At 66.9% G+C, this 4372-nt stretch carries 4 protein-coding genes; 2 read left to right on the forward strand and 2 right to left on the reverse strand.

Going from position 1 to position 4372, the window contains the following annotated elements:
* Positions 1–81: 81 nt before the first annotated feature.
* Positions 82–1428: a glutamine synthetase family protein gene (locus JMF90_RS26095; protein ID WP_011547252.1), complete on the forward strand. Its 1347-nt coding sequence runs from the start codon at positions 82–84 to the stop codon at positions 1426–1428.
* Between the two features lie 23 nt (positions 1429–1451).
* Here the strand turns inward: JMF90_RS26095 and JMF90_RS26100 are convergent, their stop codons facing one another.
* Entirely contained in the window at positions 1452–2630 is a 1179-nt protein-coding gene (locus tag JMF90_RS26100; RefSeq protein WP_011547253.1) for an FAD-dependent oxidoreductase, read from the reverse strand.
* A gap of 144 nt (positions 2631–2774) precedes the next feature.
* Here JMF90_RS26100 and JMF90_RS26105 point away from each other — a divergent pair, with 144 nt between their 5' ends.
* The gene (locus tag JMF90_RS26105; RefSeq protein ID WP_011547254.1) at positions 2775–3710 is read left to right on the forward strand and encodes a LysR family transcriptional regulator; all 936 of its coding nucleotides are present in this window, start codon (positions 2775–2777) and stop codon (positions 3708–3710) included.
* Here the strand turns inward: JMF90_RS26105 and JMF90_RS26110 are convergent.
* Complete coding sequence (locus tag JMF90_RS26110; protein WP_012339659.1) at positions 3690–4229, reverse strand: GNAT family N-acetyltransferase; 540 nt, start codon at positions 4227–4229, stop codon at positions 3690–3692. The genes JMF90_RS26105 and JMF90_RS26110 overlap by 21 nt on opposite strands.
* Positions 4230–4372 lie beyond the last annotated feature (143 nt).

The following is a 4372-nucleotide window of genomic DNA, read 5'->3' on the forward strand; positions in this document are numbered from 1 at the left end:
GGCATGCGTTGCCCCGTGCGTCGCATGAATCCGGTTCGCCGCGCCGCGGCACCGCCATACAAGACATGGAAAGGATGAGACATGGCTGACGTCGTTCCCGCGCTGGTCAGTGAAGTCCGCGCATTCCGGCAGGCGCACCCCGAGATCCGTTATGTCGACCTGATCTGCCTCGACCTGCCCGGGCACTTCTACGGCAAGCGCTATCCGATCGATGCGCTCGAAAAGGTCGCGGCGGGTTCGCTGCTGAAGCTGCCGCAGAACTGCATCCTGCTCGGCACGCAGGGCGGCCTCTACAAGATCGGCGACTACTGTTTCAACGACGGCGACCCGGACGCCGTGCGCCGGCTGATTCCCGGCACGCTGAAGCCGGTGACCTGGGAGAAGCAGCCGCTCGGCCAGATGCTGATCACGACCGATGGCACCGATTCACCGGTCGAGTTCGAGCCGCGCGAGGTGCTCGCGCGGGTGCTGAAGCGGCTCGCGCGGCGCGGCATCCGGCCGGTCGTCGCGTTCGAGCTCGAGTTCTACCTGTTCGCCGCGCAGCTCGAGGAGGGGATGCCGAAGTATCCGCGCGACCGCCTGTCCGACGATCGCGACGATCAGCCGAACATGCATATCGAGCGGCTGTCGCGTTTCTCCGACGTGCTGCACGAGATGGTCGACGTCGCATGCGCGCAGGGGATCGACGCGACCGTGATCACGGCCGAGCTCGGGCCCGGCCAGTTCGAGATCAATTTCGGCCATTGCGACGACGGGCTGCGCGCGGCCGACTGGTCGGCGATGTTCTGCCGCAGCACGCGCGGCGTCGCGCTGCAGCACGGCTATCGCGCGAGCTTCATGGGCAAGCCGTACCTGCATGCGCCGGGCAGCGGGATGCACGTGCACGTGAGCCTGTACGACGATGCCGGGAACAACCTGCTTGCGGCGGACGATCAGCGGCCGCTGCGGCATGCGGTGGCCGGCTGCCTCGCGCTGCTGCCGCATTGCATGCCCGTGTTCGCGCCGAATCACAATGCGTTCCGCCGCTACGGGTCGATGGTGAACGCGGCGAGCCGCGCGAGCTGGGGTTTCGAGGATCGCGACGCGTGCATCCGCATTCCCGAGTCGGATGCGCGCAACCTGCGGATCGAGCACCGGCTCGCGAGCGCCGATGCGAACCCGTACCTGGTGCTCGCGGCAATTCTGTCGGGGATGGAGCACGGGCTCGATGCCAAGAGCGAACCGATCGCGCCGCTCAACGACGATCGCGGCAGCGGCATCGATTTTCCGAAGGAGATGCTGTCGGCGGTCGCCGCGATGCAGGATCATCCGGCCGTGCGCGACGGGCTCGGCAGCGAATTCGTGATGGTGTATTGCGAGAACAAGCGGCAGGAGGAGCTGGATTTTCGCAACGAGATCGGCGCGCGGGAGTATCGGTGGTTTCTGTGAGCCGATGCCGCCGTCCGCACGGCTTATCGTCCGCGCGCCTGTTCCATCGGCAGGTGCGCGCCCCACGCGTTCGTCAGCGCTTCGATTTCGGCGACCGGATCGATCCGTTGTCGGGCGCTGTCGCTCACGTCGTCGCTGAATAACAGGTGCGCGAATTCACGCGCACGCTCGGTGATCGAGGCGGTTTTCCCGCTGCGCCGCAGCGTGAACGCCGCAAGCGCTGCATCGAGAGCGCCGCCGTTGGCTGAATCGTATTCGTCGAGGCACCGGGCAAGATGCCACGCATCTTCGAGCGCCTGACAGGCGCCTTGTCCGGAGGTCGGGAGCGGCGCGTGCGCGGCGTCGCCGATCAGCAGTACGTTGCCGCGGTGCCATACGTCGACCGGGTCCAGATCGTGCACGCGGATCTTCGTGAGCGTGTCCGCTGGCGTCGCACGTATCACGTCCGTGATGGGCGCCGGCCACGGCGCGAAGCGCCGTTCCAGCATCCCGTGCGGATCGTCTTCCGCCGCATCGCACCCGTCGGCTTCCGGCCATGCCGCCGCCCAGTACACGCGATGCCGGTCCAGTGCGACGATGCCGAAGCGTTCGCGCGTGCCCCAGTAATCGAATATCGACACTTCGTCGACCAGCGGCGCATTGCTTTGCGCGATGCCGATCCAGTTGACGAAGCCCTGATAGACGGGTGTATTGTCGCCGACCACATGACGTCGCGCGACGGAGTTCATGCGGCCGTCCGCGCCGATCACGAGATCGGGGGCGATCGTCGTGCCGTTGTCGAAGCGAACGACGGCGCGACCGTCCGCGCCGGTATCGATGGCCGTTGCGCCGTGGCCGAAGTGGACCTCGATGCCGCGCGCGGCGAGGTGCCGGGTCAGCACGGCCTGCAGGTCGCGCCGCAGGATCGACACCGTCGGGAAGCCCATCCGGTGGTCGAGCGCGCCGATCTCGGTGGCCTTGAGCAGGGTGCCGTGCCGGTCGATGCGCCGCATCGCATGCAGGCGGCCGCCGGCCTCGACGATGTCCGGCAGCACGCCGAGCTGGGTGAGGACGAAGCCGGCATTCGGCCACAGCACCACGCCTGCGCCCATCGTCGATTCCGCCGGCCTGCGTTCGTACAGCCGGATCTCGTGGCCGCGCCCGGCGAGCGCGAGTGCGGTGCTCATGCCGGCCACGCCGGCGCCCAGGATTGCAATGTTCATGACGCTCCTTGCCTGTGTCGTGCGAACGCTGGCCGCGGGTGCGTGCCCGGGCGTCGCATTGACGGGATGAGCATCGTAAATTATGGTCTCTGGCGGGATAAGCCATGGAAATCGGCAGGCTTTGATACCTCGAACGGGATAATGATGCGTAGCAAGCTGGATCTGAATGCGGTGCGTGTGTTCGTGACGGTCGTCGATGAAGGCAGCTTTGCCGGCGCCGCGCGCGTGCTCGCGCTGCCGGGTTCCAACGTGAGCCGTTATGTGGCGCAACTGGAGTCGCGGCTCGGCGTGCGTTTGCTCGAGCGCAGCACGCGCCACCTGCGGATGACCGAGGCCGGGCGGCTGCTGCACGAGCGTGCGCGGCCGATGCTCGACGCGCTGACGCAGGCCGAATGCGAGCTGACGTCGCAGCAAACGGAATTGCGCGGCGTGCTGAAGCTTTGCGTCCCGGGCGAAATCGGGCCGCGCATGCTGGGGCCGATCGTCGCGGAATTCGCGAGCCACCATCCGCGTGTCGAGATCGACTGCGACACCAGCCTCGCTGGCGTGTCGACGCTGCGCGACGATATCGACCTGTCGATCATCGTCAATCGCGGCAAGCTGGACGACAGCGCGTTCGTCGTCAGGCCGCTCGTGAGTTTGCCGAGCGTCGTCGTGGCCGCGCCGTCACTGGTCGCGCGGGTCGGGATGCCAGGCCTGACGGAGCAGCTCAAGCAGTTGCCGTGCATCACGACGTTGAGCACGCTGAAAGGGCAGCCGTGGCAATTCGCCGATCGCGACGGACGGATTCACAAGATTCCGGTGGCGAGCCGATATCGCGTCAATAGCGGCGAGATGGCGGGCCTCGCGGCGGTGAACGGGATCGGCTTCGCGATTCTGGTCGAACGCGCGTGCGCGGTGGAGCTTGCCGAAGGGCGGCTGGTGCGCGTGCCGCTGGAGATGGCGCCGGCGCCGCTGCAGCTGCATGCCGCTTACGCGAGCCGGAATTCGGTCAACGCGAAGATTCGCGCGTTGCTGCAGCTGATGCAGCAACGATTGGCGACGGAGGAGGCGCTGCCGTCATCGAGACCGCTTCGGTAGGGCGCGCCAGTACCGCACTTCCTCGATCGGCGTACCGTCGATCTCGAAGGTCTTGATGTCGGCTTCGGCGACGAAACCTTCGCGTTCGTAGAACATCCTCGCTCGACGGTTTTTGGCGAGCACCCACAGCGACACCGACGCATGACCCGCGTCGTGCAGCGCTCGGCATGCATGGTCGACCAGCCGCGCGCCGATCCCTTGCCCGCAATGCGACGGGTGCAGATAGATCGCTTCGATTTCGCCCCACGCACCGTCCTTGTCGGCGTCGCGCGTCGGCCCGTACGCGATCCAGCCGGTCGGTGCGTGGTTCGCGAAGGCGAGCGCGACGTGCGGTCGTCCCGCGTCGAGCGTCTCGCGCCACGCGGCCGTGCGTTTTTCGACCGACAGGTCGGCGAGGAACTGCGCCGGCATGATGCCCGTGTAAGTGGCTTGCCACGACGCGACGTGGATGCTGGCGATGGCCGGTGCATCGGCAGAAGTGGCTGCACGGATGTCGATCGTCGTCGTGTTCGGTGCCATGTGCCTCCCGTGTGGCCGGTTGCCGTATGCCGCGCTGCTGCCCGCCGGATTCACGCTGCCGGACCCAGACTACCTTCGATGGCGAAACGGTAGTGGATGTCCACGTGCGATGCGTCGCCCGGTGCATCGGTTTTCTTCAGCAC

The sequence above is a fragment of the Burkholderia sp. E168m23 genome, from assembly GCF_016586125.1.
Classification (GTDB): Bacteria; Pseudomonadota; Gammaproteobacteria; order Burkholderiales; family Burkholderiaceae; genus Burkholderia; species Burkholderia orbicola.

Excerpts from the sequence above, each read along its gene's own strand:
- JMF90_RS26110 (WP_012339659.1), bottom strand. The coding sequence starts at position 4,229 with ATGGCACCGAACACGACGACGATCGACATCCGTGCAGCCACTTCTGCC.
- JMF90_RS26100 (WP_011547253.1), bottom strand. The coding sequence starts at position 2,630 with ATGAACATTGCAATCCTGGGCGCCGGCGTGGCCGGCATGAGCACCGCA.
- JMF90_RS26105 (WP_011547254.1), top strand. The coding sequence starts at position 2,775 with ATGCGTAGCAAGCTGGATCTGAATGCGGTGCGTGTGTTCGTGACGGTC.
- JMF90_RS26095 (WP_011547252.1), top strand. The coding sequence starts at position 82 with ATGGCTGACGTCGTTCCCGCGCTGGTCAGTGAAGTCCGCGCATTCCGG.